The following is a 21,298-nucleotide window of genomic DNA, read 5'->3' on the forward strand; positions in this document are numbered from 1 at the left end:
CAACATCTTAACGACAGGCAGTTAAATGGCCAACATCAGGTTTTGATAATTTTTTAAAATTTAATCACATATTAGGGCAGTGATTGGGGAAGGGGATTACTCACACTTAGACTGGATTAGGAGCCGCTTTTATCCCAAGCACCCGGGATAGCGATATTGTGCCGTAAATATTCATCCATTAATTCCTGCGGCATCGGCTTAGCAAAATAATATCCCTGAATAACATAGCAACCCCGGACAAAGGTTTGCTCTAACTGCTCTTGGGTTTCAACCCCTTCTGCAATCACCTGCAATTTCAGGTTACGCGCCAACTCCACAATACTGGAGACAATCGCTTGATCCGAACTGTTAGTGGCAATATCAATCAAAAAGGTCCTGTCTATTTTCAAACTATGTACATTGAAATGCCGCAGATATGCTAGGGATGAATAACCGGTGCCAAAGTCATCAATAGCCACACTGATGCCAAGCTCGGCGAGCATTTTTAGGTGTTTTTGAGCAACTTTCAGCTCTTTCATCAACACCCCTTCGGTAATTTCCAGCTCAAGGTTTTCCGCCTTCATACCAGTTTTCGCTAAGATACGCTCAACGCCTTCGACAAACTCCGGCTGACGAAAATGCACCGCAGAAATATTAACGGACATTTTCACCGGCATTTCCAAAGCTGCGCACCAACGTGCGCCTTGGGTACAAGCCTCTTCCAGCACCCAGAGATCGATTTCAATCACCAAGCCACAGGCTTCTGCTACCCGGACAAAAATATCGGGCCGAATATAGCCATCCTGAGGATGTTGCCAGCGGATCAGGGCCTCCATCCCCACCATACGATCTTCCCGCAACACATCAATTTGGGGCTGATAATGCAATTCAAATTCATCCCGCTCCAGCGCCTTGCGAATATCGGCTTCTAACCTTAAGTGGTAGAGGGCCTCGGCATTCCGCTCCGAAGAATAGTACTGGTAATGTCCCCGACCTTCTTCTTTAGCGTGATACATGGCCAAATCAGCATTTTTAATCAAGGTTTCCGGCTGCGTCGCATCATCCGGCCAAATGCTAATGCCTATACTGGTGGTGATAAAAAACTCCCGACCATAGAGCTTAAACGGGGTAGCCATCTGCTGCAGAATACAATTAGCCAGCTCATTAACCTGACGACGATCACCGGCATCTTGCAACAACACCACAAATTCATCGCCACCAAAACGGCACAGACTGTATTCGGAGGTCACACACCCCTGAAGCCGGGCGGCAGCCTCCACCAGCAGGGCATCTCCCATGCCATGGCCAAAGGAATCATTCACATGTTTAAAACGATCCAGATCCATAAACATCAGCGCTAATTTCTGTCCCTGCTGCTCGGCCAGTTGGATCGTTTTCAATAGGTGGGAAGAAAACAGCGAGCGGTTGGGCAATCCAGTTAACACATCATAATTTGCTAACCGACGAAGATCCGCTTCTTGCCGCTTACGCTCACGGATATCAGAAAACACGGCCACATAGTGCTGTATTCTCTGATGATCATCCCGCATCACGGATAAATTCAACCAGACCGGGCAACTGCCTCCGCCACTCAATAGTTCTAACTCACCATTCCAATTCTGCTCCAAGGTTGCCAAGCCAATCTGCCCCTCACCCGCCATCAGCGTGGCAAACTCACGACCAATTAAATCAGCCGGTAATAGGGTGCGAGCAGCACTGTTGGCCACTTTTATTTTTTGCTCTGCATCCAAAATAAGCACGCCTTCAGTAGTATTTTCAAAGGCCTGAGCAAGAAGATGTGCCTCATCTTGCAAGGTACGACGTAGGGTAATATCACTGTATATCCCTACTACTTTTTCAACCTGCTGCTCATCACCGAGCAAGGCTCGCCCTCGCACCCTTAGCCACCCCCAGCTACTATCTGGCCGGCGGTAACGGTATTCAGTTTCAAATTTTTGCTGGGTACCACTGAAAATATTCTGCCACAGGGCATTAACTCTGGGCTTATCATCAGGATGGATCAGCACGGCATCTAGGGATAAAGCCACCTCATCGCCATCAGAGGCCTTGGCATTATGCCGGTTACTCAGATGCACTTTGCGCGTATCCCGCCGCCATTCCCACAATTCAGAATCACTGCCATGAAGTGCTTGTAGCAACCTATCCTCGCTTTCCTGCAGCGCAGTATTCATCCGCCGCATACGGCGAATTTGCCGCTGACGCACGAATGCCAACGCCAACACACCAGCCACCAGCAACGCCAGTAATAACAGACCCATAAAATCCGTCTGCCACCAGGCATCGCCCAGCTGCAATGCATAGCTGTCATCATGATTAATGCCAGCGGACTGAGCGACTTGATGATAGCTATCATCAACAGACGCTATGGGCGCAGCCACAAGCGGAGAAGTCAATAGAAAGGAAAGTGAGGAGATTGCCAGCAACTCAGCATGGGGCAGTACCGACCTGGCGGACAGCATAGATTGGTTAAACAGCGATACCACAATAACCAGAAGCCAGCTTCTGATGATCATAAAATGCCGATACTCTCGTGAATAGGTTAAATCTGCAGCAACAGAAAAGTAACATTAACCATATACCAACATTTGAGGTTGTTCACGAAAAAGGCGCTCAATGAGCGCCTTTGTTTATTCTGTCAGAACTGATTATTTTTTCTTTTTCGCCTTTGGATTCGGCAAATCAGTAATCGAACCTTCATAGACTTCTGCTGCCAGCCCCACGGACTCATGCAGCGTTGGGTGGGCATGAATGGTCAACGCGATATCTTCTGCATCACAACCCATTTCAATCGCCAAGCCAATTTCACCCAGCAACTCGCCACCGTTAGTACCGACAATGGCTCCGCCAATGATTCTGTGGCTGTCTTTATCAAAAATCAGCTTAGTCATACCATCAGCGGCATCAGAGGCAATAGCCCGGCCACTGGCAGCCCAAGGGAAGATAGCGGTTTCATAAGCAATGTTTTGCTCTTTGGCTTCTTTCTCAGTCAAGCCGACCCAAGCCACTTCTGGCTCAGTGTAGGCGATTGATGGGATAACCTTAGGATCAAAGTAATGCTTCTTACCTGCGATCACTTCGGCAGCCACATGACCTTCATGTACCCCTTTGTGTGCCAGCATTGGCTGACCAACGATATCACCGATGGCAAAAATATGCGGAACATTGGTGCGCATCTGCTTATCAACATTGATAAAACCACGCTCATCAACATTAACACCAGCCTTATCGGCACTAATTAATTTACCATTTGGTACCCGGCCAATGGCAACCAGAACAGCATCATAACGCACCGCCTCTGCTGGGGCTTTTTTGCCTTCCATCGAGACATAAATGCCATCTTCTTTGGCCTCAACTGCTGTTACCTTGGTTTCCAGCATCAGATTAAATTTGTTCTTAATCTGTTTGGTAAAGGTGCGAATAACATCTTTATCAGCCGCGGGGATAACTTGGTCAAACATCTCAACCACATCAATCTGGCTACCCAAGGCATGGTAAACCGTGCCCATTTCTAAACCGATAATTCCGCCGCCCATTACCAGTAATTTTTCTGGGATTTCTTTCAGTTCCAAGGCATCGGTTGAGTCCCAAATACGCGGATCTTCATGGGGAATAAATGGCAGCTGAATAGGACGAGAACCCGCAGCAATAATAGCGTTATCAAAGGTCACAGTGGTCACAGTACCATCGGCAGCAGTAACATCCATGCTATTGGCACCGGTAAAGGCCGCAACACCATTAACCACATTAACTTTACGCATTTTGGACATGCCGCCCAAACCACCGGTCAGTTGACCGATAACCTGGTTTTTATAATCACGCAGCTTATCAAGATCAATCTGAGGCGCACCGAAAGTGATACCGTGATTGCCAACCATTTTGGCTTCTTCAATCACCTTGGCAACGTGCAGCAGAGCTTTGGACGGAATACAGCCAACGTTCAGACAGACACCACCCAAGGTGCTGTAACGCTCAACAATCACGGTCTCTAGACCCAGATCGGCTGCGCGGAATGCAGCAGAATAGCCGGCTGGGCCAGCGCCTAAAACAACTACCTGAGTTTTAATTTGATTACTCATGTTTTCCTCTAATCGTTCTTCATTCCGTTGGGCGGGACCACCTGTCCAACTGTTTGATTCTACAGTGTGCAAGCCGGTCGCATTTTAACCCGTGTTTGATACTGATCACAATATTGACACCCGCAGCTTATGGCGGGACAAACAAAAGGCCGCCACATTGGCGGCCTTACCCATTACAGAATGAGTTTGCGAATATCTGACAATACGCCGTTGAGATAAGTAATAAACTTGGCCCCTTCCGCGCCATCAATCACCCGGTGATCATAAGACAGGGACAATGGCAGCATCAGCCGAGGTTCAAACTCTTTACCGTTCCATTTTGGCTTCATCTCTGACTTAGAGACACCCAAAATACCCACTTCAGGTGCATTCACAATCGGGGTAAATGCAGTACCGCCCAAGCCACCTAAGCTAGAGATTGTAAAACAGCCACCCTGCATATCTGATGCAGTCAGTTTGCCGGCACGGGCTTTTTTGGAGATTTCCATCAACTCACGGGACAGCTCATGAATACCTTTCAGATTTACATCGCGAACCACAGGGACAACCAAACCATTTGGTGTATCGACCGCGATACCAATATTGATGTATTTCTTCAGGATCAGATTTTCACCGTCCTCAGACAAAGAGGCGTTGAAAGACGGGAAGGCCTGCAATGACTTGGCAACCGCTTTCATGATAAAGACCAGCGGAGTGATCTTCATACCAGAGTCTTTCTTCGCTTCAGCGGCATTTTCCGCTTTACGGAATGCTTCCAGCTCAGTGATATCTGCTTCATCAAACTGAGTGATATGTGGGATCATCACCCAGTTACGGTGCAGGTTAGCACCCGAAATTTTCTTGATGCGAGACAGCGGCTGAACTTCGGTTTCACCGAACTTGCTAAAGTCCACTTTCGGCCAAGGCAACAGCCCCAGACCTGCACCATCAGCCGCCCCAGCAGTACCGGATTCTAAACGTTTGAGCGCATCTTTAATGTAGCTCTGCACGTCTTCCCGCACGACACGTCCCTTACGGCCAGAGCCCTTAACTTTGGCGAGATTAACGCCAAATTCCCGTGCTAAACGGCGGATAACCGGTGAGGCATGAGCATATTCATGGTTTTCCACAAATCCATCAGCAACTGATGATGCCGGCGCTGTGCTTGGTGCGCTGACCTGGGCAGGCGCTTGAGCCGGCGCAGCGACAGGCGTTTCCACCTTGGCAACCGGAGCCGGTGCAGGCGCTGCGCCAGCAACTTCGAACACCATAATCAGCGAGCCAGTTGCTACCTTATCACCAATAGCCACTTTCAACTCTTTCACAGTACCCGCAAATGGCGCAGGCACTTCCATAGAGGCTTTGTCGCCCTCAACGGTGATCAGTGACTGCTCAGCCTCAACCTGATCGCCAACGGCAACCATGATCTCGGTAACATCCACTTCGTCACCGCCGATATCCGGCACAAAAACTTCTTGCAGTGCTGCCGCACTTGGCTCAGCAACCGGTGCAGCTTCTGCTACTGGCTGCGCTGCTGGAGCGGCGGGCTCTGCCGCCTCAGATGCAAACTCCATAATCAGTGAGCCGGTCACCACCTTATCGCCCACATTGATTTTAATCGCAGTGACGACACCTGCCTGAGGTGCTGGCACTTCCATAGAAGCTTTATCACCTTCAACAGTGATCAGTGACTGTTCTTCTTCCACCCGGTCACCGACGCTAACCATGATTTCAGTGACTTCAACCTCATCAGCACCGATGTCAGGAACATTGATTTCAATTGCCATGTTTTGTGCCTCTTACGCGTACAGTGGGTTTACTTTCTGAGTGTTGATATTGAATTTCTCGATAGCTTGAGCCACCACAGATTTCTCAATATCTCCGCGCTTGGCCAGTTCAGTCAACGCAGCAACCACAACATAACTGGCGTTCACTTCGAAGTGGCGGCGCAGGTTGTCACGACTGTCACTGCGGCCGAAACCATCAGTACCCAGCACACGGTAAGACTCAGCAGGAATATAACCACGAACCTGCTCAGCGTAATTTTTAATATAATCAGTTGCCACGATGGCAGGCTCTGTGCCCATCACGCTAGCAATATAAGGAGTCTGCTCGTCAGCCAGAGGATTGAGCATATTGTGACGCTCACAGGCTTGGCCATCACGGGCCAACTCATTGAAGGAGGTTACGCTGTAAACATCAGATGCCACACCATACTCTTCACTGAGGATTTGAGCTGCTTTGCGCACTTCATTCAAAATAGTGCCTGAGCCCATCAGCTGAACTTTACCCTGACTACCAGACAGAGACTCCAGCTTGTAAATACCCTTACGGATACCCTCTTCTGCGCCCTGCGGCATCGCTGGCTGAGCATAGTTTTCATTCATCAGGGTAATGTAGTAGTACACATTCTCCTGTTCGCCATACATGCGGCGCAGACCATCTTGCATAATCACTGCGACTTCATAAACATAAGTCGGATCATAAGAGATGCAGTTAGGAACCGTGCTCGCCAGTACATGGCTGTGGCCATCTTCGTGCTGTAGACCTTCACCATTGAGCGTGGTACGACCGGCAGTACCGCCGAGTAAGAAGCCGCGTGCCTGTTGATCACCCGCCATCCAAGCCATATCGCCAACCCGCTGGAAGCCGAACATGGAGTAGTAGACGTAGAAAGGAATCATCGGCAGATCATTGGTGCTGTATGAGGTTGCCGCAGCCACCCAAGAAGACATCGCGCCCAGCTCGTTAATCCCTTCCTGCAGCACCTGACCAGAAGTGGCTTCTTTATAGTAAGAAACAATATCCCGATCCTGTGGTGTGTACTGCTGGCCGTGAGGGTTATAGATACCAATCTGACGGAATAGCCCTTCCATACCGAACGTACGGGCCTCATCAGCAATAATTGGCACGATATTTTTACCAATGGCTTTATCTTTCAACAGCACGTTCAGTGCGCGGACAAAGCCCATAGTGGTGGAAATATCACGCTTTTGCTCTTCCAGCAGAGGCTGGAAGTGATCCAGTGCTGGGATTTCCAACTGCTGGGTAAATTTAGGCAAACGCTGTGGGGTATAACCATGCAATGCATTACGGCGCGCATGCAGATAGTTATATTCTGGGCTGCCCTCTTCCAAGGTCAGGTAAGGCAGAGATTTCACTTCTTCATCAGAAATCAGGCTCTGCAATCCCAGGCGGTCACGCATTTTCATCACGTGACTCATATCCATCTTTTTCACTTGGTGCGCAATATTTTTGCCTTCTGCCGCATCACCCATACCATAACCTTTTACGGTTTTGGCCAGGATCACAGTAGGACGCCCTTTGTTCTCTTGGGCAGCCTTGAAGGCGGCATACAACTTAGATGGTTCATGACCACCACGCTTCAGCGCAAAGATCTCTTCATCTGTCATATCGGCAACCAGTGCCGCAGTTTCTGGATACTTACCGAAGAAATGCTCACGCACATAGGCGCCATTTTTCGCTTTATAAGTTTGGTAATCGCCATCCACAGTTTCATTCATCAACTGCAGCAGTTTACCTGTCGTGTCTTTGGCCAGCAGTTTATCCCAACCGCTACCCCAAACCACTTTGATCACATTCCAACCGGCGCCTTTGAACAAGCCTTCCAGTTCCTGAATGATTTTGCCGTTCCCCATTACAGGGCCATCAAGGCGCTGCAGGTTACAGTTAATCAGGAAGCACAGGTTATCCAACTTTTCCCGGGCCGCAAATGAGATAGCACCACGGCTTTCCGGCTCATCCATTTCGCCGTCACCCAAGAAAGCATAAACCCGTTGCTCACTGGTGTCTTTCAACCCACGGCCATCAAGGTATTTCAGGAAACGGGCCTGATAAATGGCGCTGATAGGGCCAAGGCCCATGGATACGGTTGGGAACTGCCAGAATTCAGGCATTAATTTAGGGTGAGGGTAAGAAGGAATGCCTTTGCCATCAACTTCCTGACGGAAGTTATCCAGCTGCTCTGCGGTCAAACGGCCTTCAACAAAAGCGCGGGCATAAATGCCGGGAGAAATATGACCCTGATAATAGACTAAGTCACCGCCATCTTTGGCGTTAGGGGCACGGAAGAAATGGTTAAAACAGGTCTCATAGAAAGCTGCTGAAGACTGGTAAGATGCCATATGGCCACCCAATTCCAAGTCTTTTTTGGATGCCCGCAACACAATCATAATGGCATTCCAGCGGATGATGGAGCGGATACGACGCTCTAGATTAACATCCCCAGGGTAAGCAGGCTCCTGATTGGCTGGAATGGTATTAACATAATTGGTTGTGATACCGGTTGGCATATCCACACCACCCAAACGGGCTTGTTCCATTACCTGCTCAAGCAGATATTGGGCACGCTCAACGCCTTCTTCGCGGACAACGGACTCCAGCGCTGCGAGCCATTCTTGGGTTTCGGTTGGATCTAGGTCTTGTAGCATATTTTCAGACATGAGACTGTCCTTAATTGACATACAGTTGTGAAATTTAACGGTTGCCAGTCACAGGTATCAGGCCGAACCGGCCATTAAATTCCGCCTTTCAAGCGACGCAAACTGCGCTGCAGCCGACTATCTTCTTCCCGAACAGCTAACATCACCTCTTCGATATAACTTAAGTGTTCGTTAGAGGCTTCTCTTGCTGCTTCAGGGTCACGGCGAACAATGGCGGCCAATAGGGCGCGTCTATGTTCATTCGCCATGGTGGAGGCTTCTTCACGACGGCTCAGAAGTTCCAGATTCTGTGCCACATTCTTGTGCAGCACAGGCGATAAACTTAATACCAGATGCAACATAGCAACATTGTGGGACGCTTCAGCTATCGCACGGTAAAAATGAACAATGGCCTGCGCCTGATCATCTATTTCCTTGGCGGCTTCGACTTCGAGGATCATGCGTTTGATATTCTGCATATCCGCATCAGTGCCTCGCAATGCGGCAAAATATGCCATCATGCCTTCAGTGGCATGACGGAACTCCAGTAAGTCATACTGACTTTCTGGATCGTTTTGCATCAGTTCTACAACGGGATCGGCAAGACTTTGCCAGAGCTGTTCCTTGACATAGGTACCACCACCCTGGCGACGAGTTAACAAACCTTTGGCTTCTAATTTCTGAATGGCTTCACGCAGGGAAGGACGGGATACTTCAAATTGGGTGGCCAATTCACGCTCGGGCAGAAGTTTCTGTCCTGGCTGCAAGCTACCTTCAAGAATCATCCTTTCCAACTGCTGCATAATCACATCGGAAAGCTTTGGCTGGTTAATTTTGCTATAAGCCATACGGCCCTCAGCTCTTTGTCAATTGGTCTTACCAATTTATAGGAGTGATTGGACTTTATCAAATCACACTTTTACTGTCCATAAGGTGACAGAGGTCAAACCAGAGCGTGTTGTGTGACAAGTTCACCAAAACCACGTATTGGTGACAATTTATTAAAACAAACATGATCTAAATCAATATCAACACAAAACACGTGCGATAGGGACGCAGCCCAATCAAATCGGGGCTATTACATCGAATTTGCACTTGCGAGTGCTTAGTGCAAGCTAACTGAATTCAGTCTTTGATAACAGATTATTTGCAAATCCATAAATATTTACCCGCGATAAAAAAAATTATTTTTATCGCGTCAACTGCGCACTTTTCATACCATTTCACCCGTTCTAATCGTATTTTTCATTTTGAATAATAAGATTTATTCCACCTCACAGATTAGTGAGCACGATAAACCCAAATCGCTGATAGAAAAAAGCCACTGACAGCTAAGCTTATCAGTGGCTGAATAGGAACCTGTTAAATACTAGTTCACAACACCAAAAATGGTCAGCAAAGATAATAAAGTGACCAATAGGATGAAGTTACGCTTGCTCAAAGCAAGCATTGCTATGGTTGGTTGCAAACTCAATTCAGAACTCTGCTCACAAGCCATAGGCTCTGCCGCCATTGCAGTATTAACAATGATATCCCGGGCGGGTGTTTTCACACTAAAGCTCTGCTTACGCCACATTTCAATCGCCCGGCGAAATTCGCCACATAATGCATAGCCAAATGCGAACAACCGGGCAGGTAGCCAATCGAGCACCAATAACAGGGTATCGACTAAAGGCAGCTTGATCTGATTGCGGCAATTGGACTCACCATAAAAACGCACCGTGCAATACAACACGGCACCGACTGGTCCGGCAAAAATGAAATACAGTGCAATGGCCCCATAATAACGGTAGTTAATCCAAGCAACACTCTGCCCAACCCGACACGCCAACTCCTGATGACAATCAGGTTGCTCATCCTCCGTTGGGTCCATCTGGGCCGCATAATGAAAACAAGCTTGTAAATCGCCACGGCAAGCGGCCTGAACGTAACGTTTAAATGCCTGCCGCTGCTGATGATGACTAAAACACAACACAGCAATAATGACCCAGAGCGCAAGTGATAAAACACCCCAGAACAATCCAGCCACTAACCAGCCCAATATATAAACAATCACAGCGGGCAATACGAGAGCCACTGCCATTTTTGCACTGCTGACCCGGCTGTCGTCCCGAAATAGCAGGTTATGATAACGCTGCAGCAGATGATCAAACTGCAGCGAAGCCGGCAGTACTTTCAGTCGCTCAACTAAAATGGCGACCAACAGAGAAAACAAAGCCATAGGTGTTATCCTTTATTGCCTGATGCTTTTATTGATATATCCAACCTAATCCATACCCACGCGAGCTAACGATTAATCCAACGCAGCGCGATATCGTTGCCAATCAAATCCCGAACCGGGATCGGTTTTACGGCCCGGGGCAATATCACTGTGTCCCACAATACGACTGCTTACTATCTTCGGATAATCCCGCTGCAATTGCCGTGTCAAAGTAATCAATCTGGCATATTGAGCCGAGGTAAAGCCACTGAGATCCGTCCCTTCCAGCTCAATACCGATAGCAAAATCATTACAGTTGCAACGACCGTGAAATTTCGACACCCCGGCATGCCAAGCACGGTCATTACAACTAACGAACTGAATTAATTCACCATCTCGACGGATAAGAAAATGTGCTGAGACTTCCAACCCAGCCAACTCTGCAAAACTGTCATCCACGCTGCAATCTAAACAGCCAAGAAACAGTGCTTCAATATAAGGCAAACCGAATTGCCCGGCAGGCAAGCTGATATTGTGGATCACCAACAGGCTGATTTCACCGGCGTCCCCTGCCGGACGAGCATTAAAATAAGGGGAAGGAGTGTGCCTGGCACAGGAATACCACCCTAAAGGTGCAGGGTGAAGATCTGGCTGGGTCATCGCGGCTCCATACATTTTTTGCAGCAGATTGATTACTTTAGCAGGTTTAGGGCAGCAGACATAGCGCATCACGCAGCAAGTCAGACCTGTCAAGTCCGTCTTTATCAAGGGATAATTAACTCTTGACCATACCGTTAAAAGGGTCTTTCGGGGTCAAACTTTTATGCTACCCTAAGCGGCGCCAGATATAAGTTTATGCAAGGATTTCCCCATGTTCGAAAATGATATCCGTCTCAGCGTAAAAGCCGCGCTGGATGAAGACCTGGGTCAACAGGATGCCAACAATGGCGACATTACCGCGCAGTTGATCCCGGCGGACAAATATGCCGAAGCGGCGCTGATCACCCGTGAAGATGGGGTCTTCTGCGGTAAGGCTTGGGCCGAGCAGGTATTTAACCAACTCGGTGGTAAAGTAGCGTTGCACTGGCATGTGGATGATGGCGATTTAGTGGTTGCCAATCAGGTGCTGTGTGAACTGTCCGGTCCTGCCCGTGCAATTCTGACCGGTGAGCGCACAGCAATGAACTTTATCCAAACACTATCCGGTGTCGCCACACTGACCAAGCATTATGTCGACAAGTTGGCAGGTACTCGCACCATGTTGCTTGATACCCGCAAAACCATTCCCGGGTTACGTACTGCGCAAAAATATGCCGTTACCTGTGGTGGCGGGAAGAATCATCGTATCGGCTTGTTTGATGCGTTTCTGATCAAAGAAAACCACATTATGGCTTGCGGCAGTATCCAAGCCGCGGTCACTGCGGCAAGAGCAATTCACAGCAGCAAGCCTGTCGAAGTGGAAGTAGAATCTATCACTGAGCTAAAGCAGGCATTAGATGCCGGGGCCGATATCATCATGTTAGATAATTTTGATATCACCATGATGCTGGATGCGGTCAAAATCAATGCTGATTACCAAGCTAATGGTGCCGGTGCCAAACTGGAAGTATCTGGTAATGTCACCATAGATACCATTGCCAAATTTGCCCAAACTGGGGTGGATTATATTTCTGTCGGCGCCCTGACCAAGCATGTGCGAGCGCTAGATTTATCTCTGCGTCTGAAAGCATAAGCTGACGATACTGATTCGCCGGGGACGTCCTAACACCATTTAAGACTTAGGTAGGACGTTTCCAGCGGCAGTCGCATGCCAGTGATGACGGGCAATGCGATTGAAATTTTATCGTCTTAATTGATGTTTCAATACACCATCAGCCATCAGCCATCAGCCATCAGCCATCAGCCATCAGCCATCAGCCATCAGCCATCAGCCATCAGCCATCAGCCATCAAGACAAACACATCACAGCAAATACGCAAGTCTGTATCTTGCCAACGTCATTCAGTGACCATCTTTGCGCCACAAGATAACTCAATAACTCAATTAATACAGGAACAATCAGCACAAAGCCGCGATGACTAACTGGCTAACTCGCCCGACAGCTCCTCGCGTGCTGACTGTTATGTATAACTCATACCGCTATGTCGCTATTCCTACGACAAGCATTCCTAGTGCTTCACACATTAACATTAGCGGTTAATAAAATAATAAGAGGAGATATTAGTCGCGCTCACGACTTGCTCAATACCAATAGCGTGGATGCTTTTGCAGCCATGTTGGCTGCCGCCATTCTGCGTATCATTCAATATTGGCTAATAGATACCCACAATATTACTGGGCTAACTTTATTTATCTAACATCTTTAACTGCAATTGATGATAACAACAGCAAAATATCATTTTGTGACAGTGTCAAAATCCAGCCGATTAAACATAAGGCAATAATTAATATGGTTTTTTCTATTTAAGGCCTTGGCTTATCTTTCTAGCTGCGATATCTAGTTTAATTTTTGACCAGTTATTGTTAATGCCAAAAAACCAACAGTGTCATTATTTTGTTAGAGCACAGCCTTACTATTAACTGTTTTGTTATACATATTTATTTATTTTTAAAACTTTCGCCTTAACACTATTCCATTTGAATTAACTTTATACTAACGTTTACCCCGAACAAGTTAACGAAGGTGATTTGTTTTTGTTCAGTGGTTATATGCTTATGTGCAAGGCAATACCGACTGTTTCACTACCACTTATTTTCTGCTGCGTTTTCACCTATAGCAGCTTAAAAAAGTGCAGTCATTTAGCAGCCAATCTTGCCCTGTCATACTCACATAAGCATATATACCGACTTTAAGGCTATCGACATGCTTTCAGCGCGCTTAAGGCGCAATAGGATTACTGCGGTTTTGCGCTGCAGGATACCTTGGCTAACAGCATGCAATAGCCTATACGATCGGTAATTTTCCGCTCAAACCGAGAAGCACTGCTGACGAGGATCATTATCAGTCCAGCATAATGTTTAAGGTTGATAGTTCGCGGTGAAGAAGCCGGCAAATTTACCCATTTAGCCAGCTCTGACGGCAGGCACAGGCAATAACACAGTCACCGCAGACGCGCGGGCAACTGTTAATTCTATGGAGAGAGTTATGAAAGGTATCAACACACTGAACAAAAACAACCAGGGTTTCACCCTGATCGAACTGATGATCGTAGTGGCCATTATCGGTATTTTGGCCGCCATCGCATTGCCTGCCTATCAAAATTATACTGACAAGGCCAAATATACTGAAATCGTTCAGGCAGCATCTGCGTATAAAACTGCTTTAGAAGTTTGTGGCCAAGTTGAAGGAGCTTTTAATGCTGAGAATTGTGGGCCAGGGAAGGGGGGGGTTCCCGCTGATGTAGGTGAATCAGGGCTCGTTAAGAGCGTAGCGGTTACATTCGACACAAATAAAGCTCTTATAACTGTGACACCAACGGCATTTGGTGGAGTAGCAACTACTGATACTTATGTACTAACCGGCACCTTGGCAGCTAGCAAACAAATCACTTGGGCTGATAACTGCACAAAATTCTGCTAATGCCAACTACCGGCTTACACCTTGGGCTATCTACCCTCTTTGTCCGCAAGGCACTGCTTTCTCAGGAGCAGCTGAGCGGTGCGATAGCCAAAGCCCGCCAGCGCCGTCAGGCGCTGGTGTCCACCTTAGTGCAGGAAAAACTGATACCGGCTCGCACTATCGCCCAGCTCTGTTACGAAGAATATGGCACGCCACTGCTGGATCTGGATGAATTTGATTTAAAAGCCCTACCGGAAGATTTTCTCAATAAAAAGCTAATTGAAAAGCACCGTTGTTTGCCTCTATATAAGCGTGGTAACCGTTTGTATGTTGGCACATCCGATCCCACCAATATTTCTGCCTTAGAAGATTTCCAATTCAGTGCCGGCCTGCATGCTGAAGCTATTTTGGTGGAAGAAGATAAGCTAGCCCGAGCATTAGATAAAATCCAAGAAGACGACGTTAGCGCGCTCGATTTAGATGCCCTCGATGAATCAGCGCTAGCGGCAATTGATATTGAAGAAACCAGCCGCCAGGAAGAAGAAAAAAGCGAAGATGCTGAAGCTCCTGTGGTGTTGTATATCAATAAAATCCTCACCGATGCGATACGCAAAGGTGCATCTGACTTGCACTTTGAACCTTACGAAAAACGTTATCGCATTCGTTTTCGGATCGACGGCATATTACATGAAATATCCTCACCACCTATCGCTTTAGCCGCCCGCTTAGCGGCGCGACTCAAAGTTATGGCCAAATTAGATATTGCTGAGCGGCGCGTGCCACAAGATGGCCGCATCAAAATGAAGCTCTCCCGCAATAAGAGTATCGACTTTCGCGTCAGTACCCTGCCGACCATCTGGGGCGAAAAAATTGTAATGCGGATCTTGGACTCTTCATCAGCCCAGTTAGGTATTGAAAAACTAGGCTATGAACCGGAGCAGCAAGCAGCGTATCTCGAAATGCTTGGCAAGCCCCAAGGCATGATTCTTGTTACCGGCCCCACGGGTTCAGGCAAAACTGTTTCCCTTTATACCGGACTCAATATCCTCAACACCCCGGAGCGCAATATCAGCACCGCCGAAGACCCAGTTGAAATTAACCTGGAAGGCATTAATCAGGTGCATATCAACCAAAAAGCTGGGCTGACATTTGCCTCGGCATTACGCTCTTTTCTACGTCAGGATCCCGACGTGGTCATGGTCGGGGAAATACGGGATCTGGAAACTGCTGAAATTGCCATTAAAGCCGCGCAAACAGGCCACTTGGTTCTTTCTACGCTGCACACCAACTCAGCAGCAGAAACCTTAACCCGCTTAGTCAATATGGGGGTGCCCGGCTATAACATCGCCAGTTCAGTGAATTTAATTATCGCCCAGCGTTTGGCGCGGCGTTTATGTCGTGAGTGTAAAGTCCCAGAGCAAGTCCCCGAGGATGAACTCAGAAAACTTGGATTTGATGACGCACAAATCCAAAGCAACTTTACCCTATATGCTCCCCATACGGCAGGTTGCGAACACTGCTCCGGCGGTTATAAGGGACGGGTAGGTATCTACGAAGTGATGCGCATGAGTGATGAAATTGCTCGTATTATTATGGCTGGGGGTAATTCATTGGAAATGGCCAATATGGCAAGGCAACAGGGCATGTCAGATCTACGTCGCTCCGGCCTACTAAAAGTTATTCAAGGGATCACCAGTTTGGCCGAAGTTAACCGCGTCACCAGCGTTTAATACCGAGCAACGCCGACTGTAACATGTACGCAAAGGACACTGAGATATGAATACTGCCGTTGCCGGTAAGAGTAAGTCCCGTAAAAAATCGCCGAAGAACCAACCTAAAATTTATACCTACGAGTGGAAAGGGCTAAACCGGGATGGGCGCAAATCTGCTGGCGAGTTTCGCGGTTCATCGGTAATGGAAGTCCGCAGTCAGCTAAAATTGCAGGGAATTAGCCCCAAAAGCGTGCGAAAAAAAAGTGCCCCGCTGTTTAAAAGTGAGAAAAAAATTAATGCCATGGATATCGCCATGGTTACCCGACAAATTGCCACCATGCTGGCGGCAGGGGTACCGCTCGTCACGACGCTTGAGTTGCTGGGCCGCGGCCATGAAAAACCCAAAATGCGGGCACTACTGACCAACATAGTAGCAGAGGTACAGTCCGGTGTTCCGTTATCCGATGCCCTGCGCCCTCAGCGACAATATTTTGATGATTTGTATGTCGATCTTGTTGCTGCCGGGGAGCATTCCGGCGCGTTAGATCAGGTATTCGACCGCATTGCCACTTATAAAGAAAAAGCCGAGGCGCTGAAATCTAAAATCAAAAAAGCCATGTTCTATCCTGCTGCAGTAGTGGTTGTCGCCATAGGCGTTACAGCACTGCTATTACTTATGGTCGTGCCACAATTTGAGGAAATTTTTAAAGGATTTGGCGCTGAACTGCCAGCATTTACTCAGCTCATTATCAATATTTCCAAAGCATTGCAGGCAACTTGGTATTTCTTTGCGGCTGGCATTATCGCTGCCGTATGGACATTTCGCCGCGCGCACCGCAATGCTCAAGCCGTGCGCGATCGAACTGATGAGCTAATTTTAAAAACTCCGGCTATCGGCGATATTCTGCATAAAGCGGCAATGGCTCGTTTTGCCCGTACACTAGCGACCACTTTTGCCGCAGGTGTACCACTTATTGACGGCTTAGAAAGTGCCGCGGGCGCATCAGGTAATGCGGTATACCGCAACGCGCTGCTAAAAATCCGGCAAGATGTCATGGCAGGTATGCAGATGAATGTTGCAATGCGCACGACCAAGCTCTTTCCCGATATGCTCATCCAAATGGTGATGATCGGTGAGGAGTCCGGCTCGCTGGATAATATGCTCAACAAAATTGCCAATATTTATGAGATGCAGGTCGATGATGCCGTCGATGGTCTATCCAGCCTGATAGAGCCGATAATGATGGTTGTTATCGGAACCCTAGTCGGAGGATTAATTGTTGGTATGTATTTGCCTATCTTCCAGATGGGAAATGTCGTTGGCTGATCTAAATTAATGCATTATCGCCTGCACTGATTAATACTCACCACTTCTGTAATAACAGGATCGACCTGACTGATTATGTCTGATTTTATTTATCTGCTCGACATTTACCCTTGGCTGTTTATGTTACTCAGCTTTATTTTTGCTGCAGCAATCGGTAGCTTTCTCAACGTGGTTATCCATCGGCTTCCCATCATGCTGAAGCGGGAATGGCAGCAAGAATGCCAAGGTTATCTGGAACAGTACCATGCAGACACATTATCCCCAGCGCAATTATCTACATTGGGTAAGGTAAATGATGGTTATCCCGAAAAGTACAACCTGGTAATACCCGGCTCAGCCTGCCCTCAATGCGGACATAAAATAACAGCGTGGCAAAATATGCCTATTCTTAGTTGGCTATTCCTGCGGGGAAAGTGCGCTTCCTGCCAAAAGGCAATCCCAGCACGTTACCCGCTCGTTGAGTTATTCACGGGTATCGCTGTGGCAGTATTAGCTTGGCATTTTGGTCCTAGTATGCAGTTTGTATTTGCCACCATACTGACCTTTGCTTTAATCGCCCTGACCTTTATCGATTTAGATGAAATGTTATTACCGGATCAAATCACCTTACCTCTGTTATGGCTGGGATTATTGATTAATTATCAAGGTGTTTTCAGCGACCTCTCGGATGCAGTTATTGGCGCAACAGCAGGTTATCTTAGTCTCTGGTCTATTTTCTGGTTATTTAAATTACTGACCGGCAAAGAAGGGATGGGCTACGGAGACTTTAAATTACTCGCCGTGTTTGGTGCTTGGCTGGGCTGGCAGCTATTACCATTAACGATATTACTATCATCTTTAGTGGGCGCTATCGTTGGTATTACTCTGATAATCTCCAAGCGTATTAATGTCGGTAATCCAATACCTTTTGGACCTTATATTGCGCTGGCAGGTTGGATAGCCATGATATGGGGTACTGATATTATTTCTTGGTATCTTAATTATTTACTCTAATGATTGACCCTCAGCCCTTTGCCCCGGATACTTTGAACGATCTGGGAGGAGTAACGTACTATGAGTCAATTTACTATCGGGCTAACCGGCGGTATCGGCAGTGGCAAAACCACTGTCGCAAACCTATTTGCGGAACAGGGCATCGAGCTTATTGATGCAGACATTATTGCCAGAGAAGTAGTTCGCCCCGGACAACCTGCCTTGGCAAAAATCAGTGATTTTTTTACCACTGAAGTATTAACACCAACCGGAGAGTTAGATCGAAAACAACTACGTAATATTGTTTTTCAATCACCAGAGAAAAGAGTTTGGCTGAATAAGTTACTTCACCCAATAATTAGTACAGAAATGCAATCTCAAGCTAAGCAAGCAAAATCGCTCTATGTAATAATGGTAGTACCCTTGCTATTTGAGAATGGGTTGGATAGCTTAGTCAATCGGACTTTACTTGTTGATATATCCCCTGATGCACAAATGACTCGGGCCGCTAATCGGGACCACGTTTCTGCAGAACAGATAAAAAATATCATCAACAGCCAGATGAGCCGAAAAGATAAATTACAGAAGGCTGATGATATTATTGATAATCAGGGAGAGATATCTCAGTTACGATCCCAAGTACTTAAGCTCCACCACAAATATATGGCACTTGCTCAAAAGAATACTGAGTCTATATCATGATTGAATTGATTTACGAACAGCCCCTAAATGAAAAAATACGCAGCTATTTACGGCTGGAGTATTTAAGGGAGCAATTGCTCGACAACCTCAATCATGACCATCAACACCGCTGTTTTTACCCTCTATTTTCTCTTTGTGAATTAACAGAGCGCTGTGATTACCGCAGTGATGTGATTAAAGACATTGACAGGCAGCTGCAACAGCTACGTATAGAACCATCGGCCTCAAATAACAATATACTGATCAAGCAGCAAATTAACTCGCTCACAATCGCCAGAGACATCCTTAACCAACCTGGGCGACTTGGTAACCATATAAAACAAGATAGGTTTTTATCCGCATTAAAGCAGCGCTTTGGGATGCCGGGAGCCTGTTGTAATTTCGATTTACCCCAACTGCATTTTTGGCTAGCAAAACCATTTGAAGAACGGCAACAAGCCTACCAAGAATGGATGAAGCCATTTACGCCGTTATTGGATACCGTCAGCCAACTACTCCAGATTACTCGCTCTACCGCAGACTTCCATCCTCAAGTGGCTCCAGCAGGCTTCTATCAAGGTAACAGCGAACATGCACTTACCTTGATCAGGGTACAACTTACCGCCGAACAAGGATGCTATCCAACCATTAGTGGCCATAAAAATCGATATGCGATCCATTTTGTCGATTTTGAACAGCAAAAACACACTGACAAAGATATCACTTTCCAACTCTCGGCCTGCCGCTGAAAAAATAGCAAAAATCAGATACACTGAGCGGCCGCAGAGTCTTTGGAGTAATCGATGCCTTTAACTGTAAAATGCCCAACGTGTGATAGCAAGGTTGAGTGGAAGCCAGAAAATAAGTTCCGTCCGTTTTGTAGCGAACGCTGTAAATTAATAGACTTGGGAGAGTGGGCAAGTGAAAGCTACGCTATTCCAGTCAAGAGTGAATTTGACCTAGATAAACTCGACAGTATTGGCTTTGATGATCCGCAATTTTTTAAAGAGCGTGATGAATGAGTAAACGTATCCATGTCGCTGTTGGGGTTATTCTTGGTGTTAACAACACCATTTTACTGGCCAAACGCCCTCAACATTTACACCAAGGGGGGAAATGGGAATTTCCTGGCGGGAAAGTAGAGCCGGGAGAATCTGTTGAGCAGGCATTATCCCGAGAATTAAAAGAGGAAGTTGCGATTACAGTTAATACAACCGAACCTTTTATGACAATTAGTTTTGATTATCCAGATAAGCAAGTCTTGTTGGATATCCATAAAGTGACAAAATTCAGCGGTAGCCCTTTAGGAGTTGAAGGACAGGAACTACAGTGGGTGTCTAAAACTGAGCTACAACATTATGAATTTCCAGAAGCAAATCAGCCAATCATACACAAGCTTCAACAAGAAACAGCTTAATTACTCTCACCATATATCGTGCTATATCAAAGCCCGCTATCATCATTATCTCTAGCGGGCTATCTTGATAAACCGTATTTAAAGCAGATTTCATCACGAATATCAGCTCCGCCTCATCACACATTCACCTAACTTCTGATTCATCATAAGAAAAAGTATCAGTTATTCAACAATATAACTATAACGTCATATAGATTATCTTCTTGTCGTATCATCAAAATGGGGCTGCATTTGAAAAGAAAGAAGACAGGTAGCTTGGTAATTTGGACACAGGAATGTTAAAGCGTTTTAGATTCAAGGTAGTTTGAACTATTTTCAACCAGCTATAGTACTATCGGAAGTAGCAGCTGTCCGTTTCAGCATGAGCAAAACAGTCAACTGAGTAAAAATACTCTAGGCTCAAGAGAGTGTTAACAATGTTCAAAACCCCAAACGCAAAAAAGCCACCTTATTCAGGTGGCCTCTTCACTTATGAGACACTTGCCTGATGGCCAGCTACGCCTAAAGCTTCGCGCTGAACTGCATGGATGTAGTGAATGCAGAAAATGTCTGGAACCAGTTTCTGCCATAAACACATCGCTACGCGATATTCGCCCTACGACCGCCATGAATGGCGGAAGTGCCGATTATGAATGGAACAATCATCGACCTATCACATGAGTGGTTGCCTCGCTGCATTCGGACTCTTTATTTCCACATGTTCGTTCTGTCATGGGCGCATAAACGAAAAAAGCCCGTTGCTAATGCAACGGGCTTTTTCGTTTATTAGGCGCTTGGCGATGACCTACTCTCACATGGGGAAGCCCCACACTACCATCGGCGCGACTGCGTTTCACTTCTGAGTTCGGAATGGGATCAGGTGGGACCACAGTGCTATTGTCACCAAGCAAATTCTGTACAATCTAGAAAGCTGCTTTTTTTTCTCGTTCTCTA

At 46.9% G+C, this 21,298-nt stretch carries 17 protein-coding genes, 1 rRNA gene and 1 pseudogene; 11 read left to right on the plus strand and 8 right to left on the minus strand.

Annotated features, from left to right (window positions below):
- Nucleotides 1–116: 116 nt before the first annotated feature.
- From NFHSH190041_RS17550 to ampD, 7 genes and pseudogenes are all read right to left on the minus strand, one after another.
- Nucleotides 117–2,303 (minus strand): annotated as a pseudogene (locus tag NFHSH190041_RS17550) (putative bifunctional diguanylate cyclase/phosphodiesterase); the annotation flags it as partial.
- Nucleotides 2,304–2,645: 342 nt separating this feature from the next.
- Nucleotides 2,646–4,076 (minus strand): dihydrolipoyl dehydrogenase, encoded by a 1,431-nt coding sequence (gene lpdA / locus NFHSH190041_RS17555; RefSeq protein WP_261923002.1) that lies wholly within the window; start codon nt 4,074–4,076, stop codon nt 2,646–2,648.
- 173 nt (nt 4,077–4,249) lie between these two features.
- The gene (aceF, locus tag NFHSH190041_RS17560) at nt 4,250–5,842 is read right to left on the minus strand and encodes a pyruvate dehydrogenase complex dihydrolipoyllysine-residue acetyltransferase (RefSeq protein WP_261923003.1); all 1,593 of its coding nucleotides are present in this window, start codon (nt 5,840–5,842) and stop codon (nt 4,250–4,252) included.
- A 12-nt stretch (nt 5,843–5,854) separates the two neighbouring features.
- A complete protein-coding gene (aceE, locus tag NFHSH190041_RS17565; protein ID WP_261923004.1) occupies nt 5,855–8,518 on the minus strand; it encodes a pyruvate dehydrogenase (acetyl-transferring), homodimeric type in 2,664 nt (887 codons plus the stop codon).
- A gap of 74 nt (nt 8,519–8,592) precedes the next feature.
- Entirely contained in the window at nt 8,593–9,345 is a 753-nt protein-coding gene (gene pdhR / locus NFHSH190041_RS17570) for a pyruvate dehydrogenase complex transcriptional repressor PdhR (RefSeq protein WP_261923005.1), read from the minus strand.
- A 521-nt stretch (nt 9,346–9,866) separates the two neighbouring features.
- On the minus strand, nt 9,867–10,718 hold the full coding sequence (gene ampE / locus NFHSH190041_RS17575; protein WP_261923006.1) for a beta-lactamase regulator AmpE: 852 nt from the start codon (nt 10,716–10,718) through the stop codon (nt 9,867–9,869).
- A gap of 72 nt (nt 10,719–10,790) precedes the next feature.
- On the minus strand, nt 10,791–11,357 hold the full coding sequence (gene ampD, locus NFHSH190041_RS17580; protein WP_261923007.1) for a 1,6-anhydro-N-acetylmuramyl-L-alanine amidase AmpD: 567 nt from the start codon (nt 11,355–11,357) through the stop codon (nt 10,791–10,793).
- Nucleotides 11,358–11,568: 211 nt separating this feature from the next.
- Between ampD and nadC the strand changes: the two genes are divergently transcribed.
- From nadC to mutT, 11 genes are all read left to right on the plus strand, one after another.
- Nucleotides 11,569–12,429, plus strand: a complete 861-nt coding sequence (gene nadC, locus NFHSH190041_RS17585) for a carboxylating nicotinate-nucleotide diphosphorylase (protein WP_261923008.1) — start codon at nt 11,569–11,571, stop codon at nt 12,427–12,429.
- A gap of 123 nt (nt 12,430–12,552) precedes the next feature.
- Nucleotides 12,553–12,705 (plus strand): hypothetical protein, encoded by a 153-nt coding sequence (locus NFHSH190041_RS17590; protein WP_261923009.1) that lies wholly within the window; start codon nt 12,553–12,555, stop codon nt 12,703–12,705.
- A gap of 163 nt (nt 12,706–12,868) precedes the next feature.
- Nucleotides 12,869–13,054, plus strand: a complete 186-nt coding sequence (locus tag NFHSH190041_RS17595) for a hypothetical protein (RefSeq protein ID WP_261923010.1) — start codon at nt 12,869–12,871, stop codon at nt 13,052–13,054.
- A 788-nt stretch (nt 13,055–13,842) separates the two neighbouring features.
- Nucleotides 13,843–14,277, plus strand: coding sequence for a prepilin-type N-terminal cleavage/methylation domain-containing protein (locus NFHSH190041_RS17600; RefSeq protein WP_261923011.1), 435 nt, complete (start codon nt 13,843–13,845; stop codon nt 14,275–14,277).
- Nucleotides 14,277–15,986, plus strand: a complete 1,710-nt coding sequence (gene pilB / locus NFHSH190041_RS17605; RefSeq protein ID WP_261923012.1) for a type IV-A pilus assembly ATPase PilB — start codon at nt 14,277–14,279, stop codon at nt 15,984–15,986. Before NFHSH190041_RS17600 ends, pilB begins: the two co-directional genes overlap by 1 nt.
- 46 nt (nt 15,987–16,032) lie before the next feature.
- Complete coding sequence (locus NFHSH190041_RS17610) at nt 16,033–17,295, plus strand: type II secretion system F family protein (protein WP_261923013.1); 1,263 nt, start codon at nt 16,033–16,035, stop codon at nt 17,293–17,295.
- 75 nt (nt 17,296–17,370) lie between these two features.
- Complete coding sequence (locus NFHSH190041_RS17615) at nt 17,371–18,288, plus strand: prepilin peptidase (RefSeq protein ID WP_261923014.1); 918 nt, start codon at nt 17,371–17,373, stop codon at nt 18,286–18,288.
- 60 nt (nt 18,289–18,348) lie between these two features.
- Nucleotides 18,349–18,969, plus strand: a complete 621-nt coding sequence (coaE, locus tag NFHSH190041_RS17620) for a dephospho-CoA kinase (RefSeq protein ID WP_261923015.1) — start codon at nt 18,349–18,351, stop codon at nt 18,967–18,969.
- On the plus strand, nt 18,966–19,697 hold the full coding sequence (gene zapD, locus NFHSH190041_RS17625) for a cell division protein ZapD (protein ID WP_261923016.1): 732 nt from the start codon (nt 18,966–18,968) through the stop codon (nt 19,695–19,697). Before coaE ends, zapD begins: the two co-directional genes overlap by 4 nt.
- A gap of 54 nt (nt 19,698–19,751) precedes the next feature.
- Nucleotides 19,752–19,970: a DNA gyrase inhibitor YacG gene (yacG, locus tag NFHSH190041_RS17630; RefSeq protein WP_261923017.1), complete on the plus strand. Its 219-nt coding sequence runs from the start codon at nt 19,752–19,754 to the stop codon at nt 19,968–19,970.
- The gene (gene mutT, locus NFHSH190041_RS17635) at nt 19,967–20,365 is read left to right on the plus strand and encodes an 8-oxo-dGTP diphosphatase MutT (RefSeq protein WP_261923018.1); all 399 of its coding nucleotides are present in this window, start codon (nt 19,967–19,969) and stop codon (nt 20,363–20,365) included. Before yacG ends, mutT begins: the two co-directional genes overlap by 4 nt.
- Nucleotides 20,366–21,136: 771 nt before the next feature.
- Here mutT and rrf read toward each other — a convergent pair.
- Nucleotides 21,137–21,252, minus strand: a 5S ribosomal RNA gene (gene rrf / locus NFHSH190041_RS17640).
- Nucleotides 21,253–21,298: the final 46 nt, after the last annotated feature.

The sequence above is a fragment of the Shewanella sp. NFH-SH190041 genome (genome assembly GCF_024363255.1).
Classification (GTDB): Bacteria; Pseudomonadota; Gammaproteobacteria; order Enterobacterales; family Shewanellaceae; genus Shewanella.